This window comes from Brevundimonas sp. NPDC090276, assembly GCF_044772165.1.
Classification (GTDB): domain Bacteria; phylum Pseudomonadota; class Alphaproteobacteria; order Caulobacterales; family Caulobacteraceae; genus Brevundimonas.
The window spans coordinates 1164884-1178820 of record NZ_JBIVYK010000002.1 but is presented as its reverse complement, the minus strand read 5'-3'; the positions used below and the strand labels follow the sequence as shown (position 1 = coordinate 1178820).

The window sequence follows — 13937 nt, the reverse complement described above, 5'->3', positions numbered from 1 at the left end:
TCTCTGTTCAGCTTCACGGCGGAACATCCCGACGGGCCCGGCGCTATTCGGGCAGGGAGAACTGGCATGAAACGTCTGACCTTCGGCCTGATCGCAGCCTCCGCCCTGGCGCTGAGCGCCTGCGCCAGCCTGGCCCCCTATGGTCCGCAGCAGTCGGCTCGCGGGCAGGGCTTCAGCGAGCAGCAGATCGAAACCAACCGATTCCGCGTCACCTACAATGGCGTCGGCGCGCCTGGACCTGTGGCCGACCGCGCCCTGTTCCGCGCCGCGCAACTGACCGTCGACCAAGGCTATGACTGGTTCGAGGTGACGCAGCGCTGGATCGACGGCCGCCCCGACAGCGCTGGCGGCGTGCGCCCCAGCGTCTCGATCGGCGCGGGCTCCAGTCGTTACGGCGGCTATCGCGCCTCGGGCGTCGGCGTCGGCCTGGGCTTCGACCTCAGTGGACCGCAGCCGACTTCGACCACGCTCGAGATCGTCATGGGCCGCGGCGCCAAGCCGAACCGCCCCGACGCCTATGACGCGCGCGGGGTTCAGGACGCGATCCGCAACCGGTTGTAAGGCCCCGCCGACCGCTGTCATTCCCGCCGCGTCGGTGTAGAAGCCCGGCATGACGCAATTTCTTCTTGTCGCCGCCGGCGGCGCCCTGGGGGCGGTCGCCCGCTATGGGCTGGGCCTCACGGTCGGTCGGCTTGCCCCCGGCGCGGTCTGGCCATGGGGCACCTTCGCCGCCAACATCACCGGCGGTCTGCTGATGGGGCTGCTGGCCGGCTGGCTGGCGCTGAAGGCGGGCGCGGGGCAGGAGAGCATCCGCCTGTTCGCCGCTGTCGGCGTGCTGGGCGGCTTCACCACCTTCTCGGCTTTTTCACTGGAAGTCGCCTTGATGATCGAACGCCGTGAACTGGCCACGGCTTTCGTCTATGTGGCGGGTTCGGTGGTTCTTTCCATCGCCGCCCTGTTCGTCGGCCTGATGATCGCGCGCAAACTGTTTACCGGAGTGGGCGCATGAGCCGCGAAGTCCAGACCCTCTATGTCGCCGAGGATGAGCACGACATCCGCCTGGACCGTTGGTTCAAGCGTCGCTGGCCGCACCTGACCCATATCCAGGTCGAGAAGATGGCCCGTAAGGGCGAGATCCGCGTCGACGGCTCACGGGTCAAGCCGCAGGACCGCCTGACCGCCGGAGCAGCCGTGCGCGTGCCACCTCTGCCTGAGGCCAATCCGCGCAAGCCCGGCGATCTGCATGAATTGAGCGAACGCGACGTGGCCTACGCCAAGTCGCTGGTCCTCTATGAAGACGACATGGTCATCGCCCTGAACAAGCCGCACGGCCTGGCCGTGCAGGGCGGCACCAAGACGACCAAGCACGTCGATCGCCTGCTGTCGGCCTGGGGCGAGGGGATGGACCGGCCGCGTCTTGTCCACCGCCTGGACCGCGACACCTCGGGCGTCCTGCTGCTGGGCAAGGGGCCGGAGGCGGCCAAGCGTCTGGCCGGAGCCTTCGCCCGTCGTCAGGCCAAGAAGACCTACTGGGCCATCGTCATCGGCAACCCCAAGCCGACACACGGCCAGATCGACATGGCGCTGAAGAAGACCGGCATCAACGACTTCGAGATGATGCGTCCGGCCGATCCCAAGGACCCCAAGGGCGAACCGGCCGAGACCGCCTTCGCCACCATCAGCCGTGCCGCGCATCGCGCCGCCTGGATGGCCCTGCGCCCCTTCACTGGCCGCACGCACCAACTGCGCGCCCATATGGCGGCCATCGGCCACCCGATCCTTGGCGATCCCAAGTATGGCGACGAGAAGTCGCGCGAACTGTCCGGCGTGTTGAAGCTGCAACTGCACGCCCGCCGCATCGAACTGGACCACCCGCGCGGCGGCAAGCTGATCGTCGAGGCGCCGCTGAGCCCCGAGATGAAGGCTGGCTTCGCCCACTTCGGCTTCTCCGAGGATGAAAGCGACGTCGATCCCTTCGAAGGGGTCAAGCGCCAGCGATGATGAGGCCGCTCGCCGTCTTCGACATCGACGGGACCCTGGTGGACAGCCGGGCGTCCATCCATCGGGCCTGCTGCGAAGCGGCGCGGGACCTGGGCCTGCCCGAACCGTCCTATGACCGGGTGCGTCAGATCGTCGGTCTGACGCTGGACAAGGCGTTGCACGTGCTGGAGCCCGGCCTGACGATGGCCGAACTGGCGGACTTCGTGGCGGCCTTTCAGGCCAGTTTCCGCGCCATGTACGATGCGGGACATGAGGAGCCCCTCTATCCCGGCGTCATGGATACCCTGCGGCGGCTGAAACGCGACGGCTGGCGGCTGTCGCTGGCGACGGGTCAGAACCGGCGCGGCGTGGCCCGCAATCTGGCGCGGCCGGAGTGGAGCGACCTGTTCCTGTCCAGCCATTGCGCCGCCGACGGTCCGGGCAAGCCCGACCCCGCTATGCTGTTCGCCGCCATGACCGCCTGCGGGGGCGATGCGGCCTCGACCGTCATGATCGGCGACACCAGCCACGACATCCTGATGGCCCGGAACGCGGGCGTGCATCCGCTGGGCGTCGGCTGGGGTTTCCACACCCGTGAGGAACAGGCGGCGGCGGGCGCCCATCACGTCGCCGTCGACTGTCCTGATCTGGAGGCGGCGCTGGATCGCTTCGCCTCGACCGCCATCACTGCCTGAGACGCCCCATGTCCCACATCCCCCCGCTTGATCCCAACGTCGCCGCCCGCAAGGGCTTTCGCGAGTCCGAGGAACGCATCAAACGCTTCTGGAAGGTCGCGGACGTCTCGAAGGATGAGGGGGGCTGGACGGTGCGTCTGGATGGGCGCACGCCCAAGACGCCGGCCGGAAGCACCCTGACCCTGCCGACCGAGGCCGCCGCGCGGCTGGTGGCGGATGAATGGGCGGCGCAGGAAGAGTTCCTGGTTCCCGGCACCATGCCCGCCACCCGTCTGGCCTCGACCGCTATCGACCGGGTCAGCCAGACACGTGAGCCGGTGGCCGCCGAGATCGCCGCGTACGCCGGGTCGGACGTCCTCTGCTATCTGGCCGAACATCCGGCGGCGCTGATTGAGCGTCAGCAGGCGGCGTGGGGGCCGTGGCGCGACTGGGCGGCGAAGGAGCTGGGCGTCGAGCTGCATACCGCCGAGGGCATCATCCACCGGCCCCAGGCGCCCGAGGCGCTGGAGCGGGTCAAGGCCCTGGCTCTGGAAATGGATGATCACGCCCTGACCGGTCTGGCGACGGCAGTGCCCCTGCTGGGGTCGGCGGTGCTGGGTCTGGCCGTGCAGCGCGGGGCGCTGTCGGGCGCGGCGGCGCTGGATTTGTCGCGTCTGGACGAGGCCTTCACGGAGGAGCGCTGGGGCGTGGACGAGGAAGCCGCCGCGCGCGTCGCCGCTCACCGTGATGAGGCGGCCTTGTTGCAACGGTGGTTCGAGGCGCTGCGATTTTAACTTTCCAATTTGGAAACTTATAACTTGACGAGTTGGAAAGTCAGAGTCATTTTCCTATCTGGAAAGTGATGAGGACGCCATGAACCACCCCGATAGCAACGATCCCGCCGCCGCCCTGGCCTCGATCCGTGAGGCCCAGGCCGTCGTCCATGACAAGTTGGCTCAGGGCTCGTGGCGCTATGACCTGATCTATTCGTTCATCGCCGCCGTGATGGTGGGCGGACAGGCTGCGCCCTTGCCGTTCAATGTTCTGGCCTCGGGCGTCGGCGCCTTGTCGTTGGCTCTGCTGATGCGGGCCTGGAGCGAAAAGAACGGGATCACGGTGCTGGGGACGTCGCCGAAGAAGGCGCGCTGGGTCGCCTATGGGGTGGGGGCTCTGTTCCTGATCCTGATGGGGCTGGCGCTCTACGCCGGTCGTCGCGACGATCTGGTCTGGGCGCCCTATGCCCTGACGGTGATCGCCTTCGTCGGAGCCCTGGTCTTTTCGCGGTTGTGGCTGCGGGTCTATCGCACCGAGGCTGGGGCCAAGGGATGAGCTTCGTTCCACAGTTCGACCCCGTCATCCATGCGCCGGGCCGGTTGCAGATCTGCGCCATGCTGTCCGTGGCGGACGAGGTGGAGTTCGCCACGGTCCGCGACGCCATCGCCGTATCCGATTCCGTCCTGTCCAAGCACGTGAAGCAGTTGGAGGAGGCGGGCTATCTCAAGGTCCGCAAGGCAGCGGCGGCGGGGCGTCAGCGCACCTGGCTGGCGCTGACGCCGGAAGGCAGGGCGGCTTTCGCCGCCCACGTGTCGGAACTGACCCGGCTGGCCGGGATCGTGGCCGGCTGACCTCAGCCCATCGCGCCGCTGATCAGGGCGTCGCGTTCTTCGTTGGTTATCATCCGCCACTTGCCCTCAGGCAGGTTGTTGAGGTGGATCGGTCCGACGCGGATACGCAGAAGATCGATAACCTCCAGATCCACCATCTCGCACATGCGGCGGATCTGGCGGTTGCGGCCTTCGGTCAGGATGAAGCGCAGGCGGTTCTGTTCCATGCGCGAGACCTTGGCGTATTTCAGCACCCGTCCGTCCAGCATCAGGCCGCGGCGCAGCAGGGCCAGCTTCTTCTCGGTCACGTCGCCGGCGACGCGGACCAGGTATTCCTTGTCCAGGTGCGACTGCGGGCCGATCACGGCCTTGGCCACCACGCCGTCCGACGACAGCATCAGGAGGCCGCGCGAATCCTCGTCCAGACGGCCGATGGGGGGCAGGGAGGCGTCCTCGGCCGGGACGTCGCCTTCGCCGACGCGGTTGGCCTCGGTCAGCAGGCGCACGGCGGGAATCTTGTCCGGCTCCGGCTGACCCGAGACATAACCCAGCGGCTTGTGGATCAGGATGGTGACGCCTGAGGCCAGGGCGGCTTCGCCCCGGTCGTTCAGGGTCAGGGTCTGGCCCGGCTCGATCTTGCGGCCCGCATCGGTGACGTTTTCGCCGTCGATGCTGACCATGCCGGCGGCGATCAGGGCCTCGGCCTCACGCCGAGAGCAGACGCCCGTCTGGCCCAGCCATTTGTTGATGCGGACAGGCTCTGGGCCGTCATAGGTGCGAGTGAAAGCCATGGCGTCGGTCCTTGAGGATGGCGCTCTGTAGAAGGCCGGGGGCCGGGCAGGCAAGCCGTCCCGCTCGGCCTGACCCAAAAGATTTCATACGGCGGCTCTGAATATCGATGAGATCAGATAGTCATGACCTGTCATTGACCCAGAGCGCAGCGGGTCTATATGTTCAGTCACCCCTACGAACTGATGCAGATCGCGTTCGGCCATGCCGTGACGCGGCGATTCTCGTTTTCAGTTCCCAATGCAGGGATTTTCGTCTGATCCATTCTGAACAGACGACTGAATATTGAACGACAACCTTTGAAGGAGACGTCTTGTCCGCTCAACGAAACAATTCGACCGCATCCCGTACTCGTCCCGGCTTCAACCGCCCCGCACCCGTGCGACTGCGCATGGGCCTGATCATGCGCAAGGGCATGGATTTCGGTCTTCTAGGCGACATGGAGACCGCGCTGCGCTTTGACGGCGTGTCCCTGGCCCCGATCTCGACCGGCGACGCCAGCCTGATCAGCGGCGGTGTGACCGTGCTGGCCACGGCGACGGCGGACGACATCACCAGCGGACGGGTCAGGGGCGTGGTCGTGCCGGGCGGCGCGGCGGATGAGGCGGGCGTGGCTCAGGTCAAGGCGTTGTTGGGTCTGGCCAAGGCGCAGGGCCTGCCCGTTCTGGCCTTCGCCGACGGCGTGGCGCTGGCGGCTGAAGTCTTCGGCGTGGCGGCGGATGCGCCGGGCGCTGTCTTCCAGAATGACAAGGTCGCTCTGATTAACGAGCGGGCTGAACTGTCGGCCGTGGTCGCGACCATCGCCTGATCTGTTGATCAGACCCGTCTGAACAGAAGGCTGATGTTGTTGGCGGGCATGTCCGTCCGCAGCGTTAGCGTCAGGCCGTGCGATCGGGCCAGGGCGACGACCTCGTCCCGGTCGCGCAGGCCCCAGGCCGGGTCGCGAGATTTCAGGCTGGCGTCGAAAGCTTCATTGGATGGAGCCAGCGGCGCCTCGACCTCGCGATAGGGGCCATAGAGATAAAGCAGACCCCCGGGGCGCGGCAGGACGCGTTCCGCCAGCGTCATCAGCCCCTCGGTCGCCGCCCAGGGGCTGATATGGATCATGTTGATGCAGACGACGGCGTCGAACCCGGCCTTGGGCCAGGTCGCCTCGTCCAGACAGTCCAGAGCCAGCGGCGCCTGAAGATTGGGCAGGCCCGCCTTGGCCCCCCAGGCAGTGATGCTGGCGCGGGCTTCGGGGCTGGGGTCGCTCGGCGTCCATTCCAGGCCGGGCAGGACGGTGGAAAAGGCGACGGCGTGCTGGCCTGAGCCCGCGGCGATTTCCAGAACGCGCCCGCGTTTCGGCAGATGGGCCCGCAGCACCGCCAGAATCGGCTCGGCGTTGCGAACCGAGGCGGGCGAAGCCATGGCTCCGTCGGGCAGGGCGGCGAGGGTGTCCATGGTGCGCATCCGGTCTTGTTATCCCTGGCCGGGGCTGGTCGCGACCGGAAAACTTGCTGCAGCGCAGCAAATTTATTCCGATGAGGGTGAATTGCGGCAACGGTTGACCTTGCGTCGTCTCCGATGGCATTGCGCCTGTAACCGGACGTGATCAGCGTCCGACTCGTCACGGCGGCGTCAGATCGTCGGGCGGCACGGTTCAGGAGATCATGTTGTGACTGCAGACGTATCGATTCCCGGACTCTATCCGGCGCCCACCGCCCACAAGGGTCTGGTCGCCTGGGTCGAGCAGATCGCGGCCCTGACCAAGCCGGACCGGGTGCATTGGTGCGACGGCTCCGACGCCGAAAAATCGGCCATCGTCGCCGATCTGATCGCCAAGGGCACACTGAAGGAGCTGGATCAGTCCAAGCGCCCCGGCTGCTACTATGCCGCCTCGGACCCCAAGGACGTGGCCCGCGTCGAGAGCCGCACCTTCATCTGCTCGGAAGATGAGGCCGACGCCGGCCCGACCAACAACTGGGCTGATCCGATCGAGATGCGCGATCGTCTGGACGGCCTGTTCGACGGCTGCATGAAGGGTCGGACGATGTATGTCGTCCCGTTCTGCATGGGACCGCTGGGCTCCAAGATTTCCGCCCTGGGCGTCGAGATCACCGACAGCGGCTATGTCGCCGTGTCGATGGGCGTCATGACCCGCATGGGCAAGGGCGCGCTGGACATGCTGGGCGCTGACGGCGTCTTCGTCCCCGCCGTCCATACCCTGGGCGCGCCGCTGGCCGAGGGTCAGGCCGACGTGCCGTGGCCCTGCAACGACGACAAGTGGATCGTCCATTTCCCCGAGACCCGCGAAATCTGGTCCTATGGCTCGGGCTACGGCGGCAACGCCCTGCTGGGCAAGAAGTGCTACGCTCTGCGCATCGCCTCGATCATGGCCCGGGACGAGGGGTGGCTGGCCGAGCATATGCTGATCCTCAAGCTGACCAGCCCCGAGGGCGTGTCCAAGTACGTGGCCGCTGCCTTCCCGAGCGCCTGCGGCAAGACCAACCTGGCCATGCTGCAACCGGCGCTGGCCGGCTGGAAGGCCGAGACGGTCGGCGACGACATCGCCTGGATGCGCTTCGGTGACGACGGCCGCCTTTATGCCGTGAACCCGGAAGCGGGCTTCTTCGGCGTGGCGCCGGGCACCAGCCGCAACACCAATCACAATGCGCTCGAGACCCTGGCGAAGAACACCATCTTCACCAACGTCGCCCTGACCGCGGACGGCGACGTCTGGTGGGAAGGCCTGACCAAGGAAGCGCCTGCGGGCCTGACCAACTGGAAGGGTCAACCGCACGACCCGGCCTCGGGCGAGCCCGCCGCTCACCCCAACGCCCGCTTCGCTGCCCCCGCCGGTCAGTGCCCGGCCATCGCGCCCGAGTGGGAAGACCCGGCGGGCGTGCCGATCGACGCCATCCTGTTCGGCGGTCGCCGCGCCTCGGCCGTGCCGCTGGTGACGGAAGCCTTCGACTGGGAGCACGGTGTCTTCATGGGCTCGACCGTGGCCTCGGAAGGCACCGCCGCTGCCGAGAACAAGGTCGGCGAGCTGCGCCGCGATCCCTTCGCCATGTTGCCCTTCTGCGGCTACAACATGGGCGACTACTTCGGCCACTGGCTGAAGATGGGCGAGAAGGCGGATGCGTCCAAGCTGCCGCGCCTCTTCTTCGTCAACTGGTTCCGCAAGAACGAGGACGGCAAGTTCGTCTGGCCGGGCTTCGGCGACAACGCCCGCGTTCTGAAGTGGATCGTCGAGCGTCTGGACGGCAAGGCCGAGGCCGCGGACACTCCGGTCGGCCGTCTGCCGACCAAGGCCGCGCTGGACCTGTCGGGTCTGAGCCTGTCGGACGCCGACCTGAAGATCCTGCTGGACGTCGACGCCGACGTCTGGACCGAGGAAGCGGCCCTGATCCCCGCCTTCTACGAGAAGTTCGGCGAGCGCCTGCCCAAGGCCCTGTGGGGCCAGCACGCGGCCCTGACCAAGCGTCTGGAAGAGGCTCGCGCGGCCAAGCTCGCCGCCGAGTAAGACAAAAGCCGGGTTGAAATCGGGGCGCGGGAGGTCGAAGGACAGCCCGTGCCCCTTTTCAATTCTCAAGACATCCTGGTGGTAGGTGCGGGCGTTCTGGGCCTGTGCACGGCGGCGGAACTGGCCCGGCGCGGCCACCGTGTGACCGTCGTCGATCCCGGCGGTCTGAACGCCTCGGCGGTGGCGGCGGGGATGATCGCCCCGGCGATGGAAAGCGCCGTCGACGACCTCAACGCCGAACACGCCGCCCTGCTGCGCCGCGCCCGCGACGCCTGGGGCGAGTTCGCCGCCGCGACAGGCGTCCGGCTGGATCACGGCCTGGCTGAGTGGCGCGGCGGGAACGTCGAGGTTCTGGCGGCGCGGTTGGCGGCTTTGGGCTTTGCGCACGATCATGACTGCGACGCTGGGCGGCTGACGACCAACGAAGACTGGAAGGTCGAACCGGAACAGGCCCTGGCGGCGCTGGGGCAGGGTGTTCGGATGCTGCAAGCTCGCGCGACGGCCGCGGGGCGTTCGGGGGCGCGCTGGCGAGTCGAGACGACGGCCGGGCTGGTCGAGGCCGATCAGGTCGTTCTGGCGACCGGCGCGACTGAGGCGATGGCGGGGCTGCCGGAGGAGGCGGCGCGGCTGCTGGGCCTGATCACGCCGATCAGGGGCCAGATCGGTCTGGTGGCCGAGCGGATGGTCGATCACGTCATGCGCGGGCCCGGCGCCTATGTCGCGCCGATGGGGCGGAGTTGCGTGATCGGGGCGACGATGGAGGCCGGTGAGCGGTCGCTGGCGCCTGATCCTGAGCGCTGCGCCCAGATGCTGGATGCGGCCTGGGCCGTACTGGGCCAGGCGCCGCGTCCGCTTCAGATCGATTGGCGCGCCGGGGTGCGCGGCGCCACACCGGACGGTCTGCCGATGGCGGGCGCGGTCGGTGAGGGACTGTATCTGGCGGTCGGGCCGCGCCGAAACGGCTGGCTGCTCGGGCCGCTCGTCGCCAGCGTGGTGGCTGACGAAGTCGAGGGTCGGCCCTCGAAAGAACCGACCCTCGCCCCCCGTCGCTTCATCTAGCCGCCGAGGGCAGTCCTACTCGGGCAGGGTGAAGCGAATGGCCATGCTGACACGGGCGCCGTCGACGGCTTGACCGTCCACCGTGCGCGGGCTCAGGCGGAAGTAGCGCGTCAGGCTCATGGCGGCCCGGCCAAAGCCCTGATTGCCCGGCGTCTCGGACGCGACCGAACAGCCGGTCAGGGTCCCGTCGACCTTGACCAGGCAGGACAGGTTGGCGACGCCGCTGACGCCCCGCGCCTCGGCTGCCGACGGATAGGCCCGCATCATCTGCTCGGCCGTGGGTTTACGCACCCAGTCGGGGTTGGTGATGACCGGGACCGGCGGGGTCGGCTGCGACGCGACCGCCGTGCCGGTCGAGGGCTCGGTGGCGGGGGCGGTAAGGTTGATCGCCGGGCCTGCATCCGTCGTGGTGACGGGCGCGACCGGGACCTCCAGGGGCGCTACGGGCGAAGCAATGACGGTCTCTGGCCGATGGAGCGGCGGCGTCGGCGCGGGTGGAGCCTTGGGCGCGACCACGGGCTCGGGCGGCTTGGGCATGGGGATGATGTCGATGACCGTGGTCGGCGTGTCGTCGACGGCCGGAATCTCCGCCAATTCGAAGCGCTGATTGTAGAGCCATACCCCGGCGCCGACATGGACCAGGGCCGACACCCCGATCGCCGCCCACATCCAGCGCGGAATCGGCTTCTTGCGCTCGGAAAAGTCTATCGGGCTCACCAGTCCGGGGCCGCCCGCGGTTCTGATCATCATGGCCTTCAACGCCTCCTGTCGTTGGCCCTCCCCAGAGCCCACGTAACGAAGTTCGCGCCAGGCTTGCGGCTTTATTGCGGCGCTTGATCGTTAGGGCTTCGTTAACCTTGGTTAGCGACCGTCAACCATATGAGCGTAGGAGCGATTCCATCGTCTGGCGGGGTTGAAGCGGCCATTCGGCGTGCGTCCAGCACGACCGGCGTGGACTTCGATTTCCTGATGAAGACGGCTCGCCGCGAGAGCGCGATGAACCCGTCCGCGCGGGCGCCGACCTCGTCCGCTTCAGGCCTGTTCCAGTTCATCGAGCAGACCTGGCTGGCCACGGTGAAGCAGCACGGCGCCAAGCACGGCTACGGCCAGTATGCTGATCTGATCCATCGCGGTGACGACGGTCGCTGGCGGGTGCAGGGCTCGGCCCGCAACGTGGTGCTGGACCTGCGTTTCGACGCCCAGGCCGCTTCGACCATGGCGGCGGAGCTGACGGCCTCCAACGCCGCCTATCTGCGCGGCCGTACAGGGCAGGAGCCGGGTGCGGGCGACCTGTACGCCGCCCACTTCCTCGGCCCGGCGGGCGCCGCCAAGTTGATGGAGGCCATGCAGTCGCGGCCGGGCGCCAGCGCGGCGTCGCTCTTCCCCGACGCGGCCTCGGCCAACCGTTCCATCTTCTATCGCAACGGCCGCCACGCGACGGTGGCCGAGGTTCACGCCAACCTGCAGCGCACGGCGGGCGAGGGCGCGCCGGCGGCGGGCGTGGGCTCGACCCTGAGCACGACGCCGGACCTCAGCGACAAGGATCGTATGCTGGCCGCCCGCCTGGATCGCCTGAAGCAGGACCAGAGCTTGCTGGCCCTGTTGCTGGGCCAGGACGGTCAGGGCGGCAAGAGCAGCGGTTTCGGCGGGGCCTTTGCGCCGCCCTCGGAAACAGCGGCGTGACGAACATGGTTCCGTCTCACTCCTAACGAGACGTTAACTATGTAAAGCTAAGCGTGACGATTGATTCTTCGCCCGCCCAGCTCATGAGCTCCCGCATGACCGCCTACCGCGCACGACTGACGGAAAGCGACATCCGGCGCCTGATCAAGTCCGACGCGGAAGATGAGCGCGCGGCGGCGGCGCACAAGTTGTGCCGCAGCATCGACCGGATGCCACTGGACGAGGCGGATCGGGCTGCAGCGCAGAAGATTCTCGGAGTTCTGGCCAGCGACGCCGCCGAGTTGGTGCGCAGGGCTCTTGCTGTCACCCTGAAGGCCTCGGACCTGATGCCGCGCGAGGTTGCGCGCCGCCTGGTCGCCGACGTGGACAGCGTGGCCCTGCCTATCATCGCCAGTTCTCCGGCCTTTACCGACGACGACCTGATCGAGATCATCCGCGCAGGCTCAGTCGTGCGCCAGAACGCCGTGGCGTCGCGCGGGCGCGTGCCGCGCGACGTGGCCACCGTCCTGGCAGCCGAGGGCTGCCGATCGGCAGTGCAGATTCTAGCGGCCAATGACAACGCTGACCTGTCCGAAGCCGCACTGGGCGTGGTCATCGACCGCTTCGGTCAGGCGTCCGAGGTCGTGTCCGCCATCGCCTATCGGCAGGTTCTGCCCCTGTCCGTGACCGAGCGTCTGGTGGCGCTGGCCAGTGACGCGGTGCGCGAGCATCTGGTGACGCGCCATGCCGTGGCTCCTGAAACCGCCATCCAGTTCGCACAGTTCACGCGCGAGCGGGTTACGGTCGATCTGGTCGATCAGGCGCGGGTCAGCAACGATCTGCCGGCCTTCGTCGCCGGGCTGAACGCGCGAAAGGTGCTGAACGCCTCCCTGCTGCTGCGGGCGCTGGCGCGGGGGCAGATGGCTCTGTTCGAGCACGCTCTGGCCGAGTTGACCGGCACGCCGCATCACCGCGCCTGGCTGATGGTGCACGACGCCGGACCTCTGGGACTCAAGGCCATCTACGACCGTGCCGGTCTTCCGCCGCGTCTGTTCCAGGCCTTCCGCGCCGGTGTGGACACCTGGCGCACCCTTCAAGCTGAAGGCGGCGACACCGCCAGCGACACCTTCCGCCAGAAGATGCTGGAGCGTTTCCTGAGTCAGCGCCCGAATGCTTCGCGCGACGACCTGTCCTATCTGATGGAGCGGCTGGACCGGCGCTCGGCCGCAGTTCAGGACGCGGCTGTCAGCGCCGCCTGAATTTCAGCCCACTGCCCATGAAAAAAGGCGCCCCCGGCATCGGCGGCGCCTTTTCTTATGGCTGTGAGCGGGCCTCAGGCCAGATGTTCGGCCACGCGGGCTTCCAGGGTCTCGGCCAGATCGCGGCCGACCGGGTGGTCATCGGTCTGGATTTCGTCGCGGACCACGGCGCGGATGGCGTCGACGTGGGCGTCCAGAATGGCGACAGGCGCCTGCATCCGCTTGTCGCTGTCGTCCATCATCCGGCACAGGGAGCCGGCGATCCGGGTCACCAGCGGATATTGGTAGGTGGCGCCCAGGCCCTTCAGGTCGTGCGCGCGGAAGTAGAGGGCTTCGGCGGTTTCCTGGGTGTAGCCCTTGGCGCGGATGTCGGCCTGGGCCTGATTCAGCTTGGCGACCTCGTCGTTGAGCCACTGGCCGAACTGGGCCGACATGGCCTTGAGCGCGGCCTCCGCCTTGGCGATGGCGTCGGCGTCGATGCCGCCGAATCCGCCGACCTTGGCGCGCAGCGGATGGGGCGGACGAATGACCTGGGGAGGGTTGCTCACGTGACGGCTCCTGAACTCTTGGCGAGGAGCCTAGGCGCGGAGCCTTAAAAACCCGTGACGTTCAACTGGCGAACTGTTCGGCCATGACGCGTTCCTCGAACGAGCGCCCGGCGTCGAACAGCATGATCAGACTGATGTCCCGGCGCTCGCGCACCTCGACCCGGGTCACACGGCGGACTTCGAAATTGTCGGCGGTGGCGCTGACGGGGCGCTTGTCAGGCTCCAGCACCTCAAAACGGACGCGGGCGGTGTGCGACAACAGGGCGCCGCGCCAGCGTCGGGGACGGAAGGCGCTGATGGGCGTCAGCGCCAGGCTGGGCGCGTCCAGAGGAATGATCGGGCCGTGCGCCGACAGGTTGTAGGCGGTCGAGCCGGCGGGGGTGGCGACCATGCAGCCGTCGCAGCTCAGTTCCTCCAGTCGCACCTTGTCATTGATGCTGACGCGCAGCTTGGCGGTCTGGCGGGTCTGGCGCAGCAGAGAGACCTCGTTGATGGCCAGGCCGCTGTGGACCTCGCCGCTTTCGACCCAGGCGTCCATTTGCAGCGGATGGATGACGGTACGGTCGGCCTCGGCCAGCCGTCCCAGCAGACCGTCTTCCTCGTAGTCGTTCATCAGGAAGCCGACCGAGCCCCGGTTCATCCCATAGACCGGCGTGCGAAGCTGCAGGTTGTTGTGCAGGGTCTCAAGCATGAAGCCGTCGCCGCCCAGGGCGACGATGACGTCGGCCTCGGCCACGGGAACCGAGCCGTAGCGTTCGGTCAGACGCACGCGCGCCGCCTCGGCTTCGGGGCGGTCGCTGGCGACGAAGGTCAGGGCAAGGGGGGCGGGCGTGTTCACGGCGCCACGCAAGCTG

Annotated in this window: 17 protein-coding genes; 12 read left to right on the top strand and 5 right to left on the bottom strand. The window is 67.8% G+C overall.

Features of this window, described 5'->3' with window-relative positions:
• The first annotated feature begins 66 nt into the window (after positions 1 to 66).
• The 7 genes from ACIQTU_RS11590 (at position 67) to ACIQTU_RS11560 (ending at position 4279) form a co-directional block, all read left to right on the top strand.
• Positions 67 to 561 carry a CC0125/CC1285 family lipoprotein gene (locus ACIQTU_RS11590; protein ID WP_400546930.1) on the top strand — a complete coding sequence of 165 codons (495 nt, stop codon included), beginning with the start codon at positions 67 to 69 and terminating at the stop codon, positions 559 to 561.
• Positions 562 to 610: 49 nt separating this feature from the next.
• Positions 611 to 1009 (top strand): fluoride efflux transporter CrcB, encoded by a 399-nt coding sequence (crcB, locus tag ACIQTU_RS11585; protein WP_400546927.1) that lies wholly within the window; start codon positions 611 to 613, stop codon positions 1007 to 1009.
• Entirely contained in the window at positions 1006 to 2001 is a 996-nt protein-coding gene (locus ACIQTU_RS11580; protein ID WP_400546924.1) for an RluA family pseudouridine synthase, read from the top strand. Before crcB ends, ACIQTU_RS11580 begins: the two co-directional genes overlap by 4 nt.
• Complete coding sequence (locus ACIQTU_RS11575; protein ID WP_400546921.1) at positions 1998 to 2675, top strand: HAD-IA family hydrolase; 678 nt, start codon at positions 1998 to 2000, stop codon at positions 2673 to 2675. The genes ACIQTU_RS11580 and ACIQTU_RS11575 overlap by 4 nt, the downstream gene beginning before the upstream one ends.
• Before the next feature lie 8 nt (positions 2676 to 2683).
• The gene (locus ACIQTU_RS11570; RefSeq protein ID WP_400546918.1) at positions 2684 to 3448 is read left to right on the top strand and encodes an ATP12 family chaperone protein; all 765 of its coding nucleotides are present in this window, start codon (positions 2684 to 2686) and stop codon (positions 3446 to 3448) included.
• Positions 3449 to 3527: 79 nt separating this feature from the next.
• Positions 3528 to 3983: a hypothetical protein gene (locus ACIQTU_RS11565; protein ID WP_400546915.1), complete on the top strand. Its 456-nt coding sequence runs from the start codon at positions 3528 to 3530 to the stop codon at positions 3981 to 3983.
• A complete protein-coding gene (locus ACIQTU_RS11560; RefSeq protein WP_400546912.1) occupies positions 3980 to 4279 on the top strand; it encodes a winged helix-turn-helix domain-containing protein in 300 nt (99 codons plus the stop codon). The genes ACIQTU_RS11565 and ACIQTU_RS11560 overlap by 4 nt, the downstream gene beginning before the upstream one ends.
• 2 nt (positions 4280 to 4281) lie before the next feature.
• Here the strand turns inward: ACIQTU_RS11560 and ACIQTU_RS11555 are convergent, their stop codons facing one another.
• On the bottom strand, positions 4282 to 5049 hold the full coding sequence (locus ACIQTU_RS11555) for a pseudouridine synthase (RefSeq protein ID WP_400546909.1): 768 nt from the start codon (positions 5047 to 5049) through the stop codon (positions 4282 to 4284).
• 311 nt (positions 5050 to 5360) lie between these two features.
• Here ACIQTU_RS11555 and ACIQTU_RS11550 point away from each other — a divergent pair, with 311 nt between their 5' ends.
• Positions 5361 to 5855, top strand: coding sequence for a hypothetical protein (locus ACIQTU_RS11550; protein ID WP_400546906.1), 495 nt, complete (start codon positions 5361 to 5363; stop codon positions 5853 to 5855).
• Positions 5856 to 5863: 8 nt separating this feature from the next.
• Here ACIQTU_RS11550 and ACIQTU_RS11545 read toward each other — a convergent pair whose 3' ends face one another.
• Positions 5864 to 6490: a DUF938 domain-containing protein gene (locus tag ACIQTU_RS11545; RefSeq protein ID WP_400546903.1), complete on the bottom strand. Its 627-nt coding sequence runs from the start codon at positions 6488 to 6490 to the stop codon at positions 5864 to 5866.
• Between the two features lie 214 nt (positions 6491 to 6704).
• Between ACIQTU_RS11545 and ACIQTU_RS11540 the strand changes: the two genes are divergently transcribed.
• On the top strand, positions 6705 to 8555 hold the full coding sequence (locus ACIQTU_RS11540; RefSeq protein WP_400546900.1) for a phosphoenolpyruvate carboxykinase (GTP): 1851 nt from the start codon (positions 6705 to 6707) through the stop codon (positions 8553 to 8555).
• A 48-nt stretch (positions 8556 to 8603) separates the two neighbouring features.
• Positions 8604 to 9614: an NAD(P)/FAD-dependent oxidoreductase gene (locus tag ACIQTU_RS11535; RefSeq protein ID WP_400546897.1), complete on the top strand. Its 1011-nt coding sequence runs from the start codon at positions 8604 to 8606 to the stop codon at positions 9612 to 9614.
• A gap of 15 nt (positions 9615 to 9629) precedes the next feature.
• Here the strand turns inward: ACIQTU_RS11535 and ACIQTU_RS11530 are convergent, their stop codons facing one another.
• Positions 9630 to 10364 (bottom strand): energy transducer TonB, encoded by a 735-nt coding sequence (locus tag ACIQTU_RS11530; RefSeq protein WP_400546894.1) that lies wholly within the window; start codon positions 10362 to 10364, stop codon positions 9630 to 9632.
• A 129-nt stretch (positions 10365 to 10493) separates the two neighbouring features.
• On the opposite strand from ACIQTU_RS11530, the gene ACIQTU_RS11525 reads away from it, so the two are divergent.
• On the top strand, positions 10494 to 11297 hold the full coding sequence (locus ACIQTU_RS11525; RefSeq protein ID WP_400546891.1) for a transglycosylase SLT domain-containing protein: 804 nt from the start codon (positions 10494 to 10496) through the stop codon (positions 11295 to 11297).
• A gap of 95 nt (positions 11298 to 11392) precedes the next feature.
• Entirely contained in the window at positions 11393 to 12535 is a 1143-nt protein-coding gene (locus ACIQTU_RS11520) for a DUF2336 domain-containing protein (protein ID WP_400546888.1), read from the top strand.
• Positions 12536 to 12609: 74 nt separating this feature from the next.
• On the opposite strand, the gene ACIQTU_RS11515 is transcribed toward ACIQTU_RS11520, so the two are convergent.
• Positions 12610 to 13083 (bottom strand): Hpt domain-containing protein, encoded by a 474-nt coding sequence (locus ACIQTU_RS11515; RefSeq protein WP_400546885.1) that lies wholly within the window; start codon positions 13081 to 13083, stop codon positions 12610 to 12612.
• A gap of 61 nt (positions 13084 to 13144) precedes the next feature.
• On the bottom strand, positions 13145 to 13921 hold the full coding sequence (locus ACIQTU_RS11510) for an NAD kinase (RefSeq protein ID WP_400546882.1): 777 nt from the start codon (positions 13919 to 13921) through the stop codon (positions 13145 to 13147).
• Between the last annotated feature and the right edge of the window lie 16 nt (positions 13922 to 13937).

Bases quoted from the DNA above. Each gene is read 5' to 3' on its own strand.
- ACIQTU_RS11590 (WP_400546930.1), top strand. From the start codon at position 67: ATGAAACGTCTGACCTTCGGCCTGATCGCAGCCTCCGCCCTGGCGCTG.
- crcB (WP_400546927.1), top strand. From the start codon at position 611: ATGACGCAATTTCTTCTTGTCGCCGCCGGCGGCGCCCTGGGGGCGGTC.
- ACIQTU_RS11580 (WP_400546924.1), top strand. From the start codon at position 1,006: ATGAGCCGCGAAGTCCAGACCCTCTATGTCGCCGAGGATGAGCACGAC.
- ACIQTU_RS11575 (WP_400546921.1), top strand. From the start codon at position 1,998: ATGATGAGGCCGCTCGCCGTCTTCGACATCGACGGGACCCTGGTGGAC.
- ACIQTU_RS11570 (WP_400546918.1), top strand. From the start codon at position 2,684: ATGTCCCACATCCCCCCGCTTGATCCCAACGTCGCCGCCCGCAAGGGC.
- ACIQTU_RS11565 (WP_400546915.1), top strand. From the start codon at position 3,528: ATGAACCACCCCGATAGCAACGATCCCGCCGCCGCCCTGGCCTCGATC.
- ACIQTU_RS11560 (WP_400546912.1), top strand. From the start codon at position 3,980: ATGAGCTTCGTTCCACAGTTCGACCCCGTCATCCATGCGCCGGGCCGG.
- ACIQTU_RS11555 (WP_400546909.1), bottom strand. From the start codon at position 5,049: ATGGCTTTCACTCGCACCTATGACGGCCCAGAGCCTGTCCGCATCAAC.
- ACIQTU_RS11545 (WP_400546903.1), bottom strand. From the start codon at position 6,490: ATGGACACCCTCGCCGCCCTGCCCGACGGAGCCATGGCTTCGCCCGCC.
- ACIQTU_RS11530 (WP_400546894.1), bottom strand. From the start codon at position 10,364: ATGATGATCAGAACCGCGGGCGGCCCCGGACTGGTGAGCCCGATAGAC.
- ACIQTU_RS11525 (WP_400546891.1), top strand. From the start codon at position 10,494: ATGAGCGTAGGAGCGATTCCATCGTCTGGCGGGGTTGAAGCGGCCATT.
- ACIQTU_RS11520 (WP_400546888.1), top strand. From the start codon at position 11,393: ATGACCGCCTACCGCGCACGACTGACGGAAAGCGACATCCGGCGCCTG.